Consider the following 681-nt stretch of genomic DNA (forward strand, 5'->3'; position numbering starts at 1 on the left):
GTGCTGGCAATTTTGGAAAAGGAGGGCATCCGGTTCCGGCTCAATGCCGAATGCATCCGTTTTGCGAGGCAGGGCGACGATGTCGCCGCCGGCGTCGATTGCACCTCGGGCGCGCCGGAGATCACCGGCTCACATCTGCTGCTCGCAACGGGACGGCGGCCGAACACCGACGATCTTGGCCTCGACAAGGCGGGCGTGAACACCGACGCGCGCGGCTATGTCGAGGTGGATGACATATTGCGCACCAACGTGTCGCACATCTTCGCCATGGGCGACTGCAACGGCCGCGGCGCCTTCACCCACACCGCCTATAACGACTTCGAGATCGTCGCGGCGAACCTGCTCGATGGCGAGCCGCGGCGGGTGAGCGACCGCATCTCCACCTACGCGCTCTATATCGATCCACCGCTCGGGCGCGCCGGAATGAGCGAGACCGAGGCGCGCAAGACTGGCCGCAAGATTGCCGTCGGCAGGCGACCAATGACCCGTGTCGGTCGTGCGGTCGAAAAAGGCGAGACCGAAGGGTTCATGAAGGTGGTTGTCGACGCCGACAGCAAGGAGATCCTCGGCGCATCGATCCTGGGCACCGGCGGCGATGAGGCGGTTCAGAGCATTCTCGACGTGATGTACGCCAGAAAGCCCTACACCACGATCACCCACGCGGTGCACATTCATCCGACC

The 681-nt window shown here is 64.0% G+C and carries 1 protein-coding gene; it reads left to right on the top strand.

The window, feature by feature from the left end:
• The coding region (locus ACK41V_RS23635; protein WP_409786129.1) for an FAD-dependent oxidoreductase at nucleotides 1–681 on the top strand (681 nt) is incomplete at both ends.

This window comes from Acidovorax sp., assembly GCF_046291265.1.
GTDB lineage: Bacteria > Pseudomonadota > Gammaproteobacteria > Burkholderiales > Burkholderiaceae_C > Acidovorax.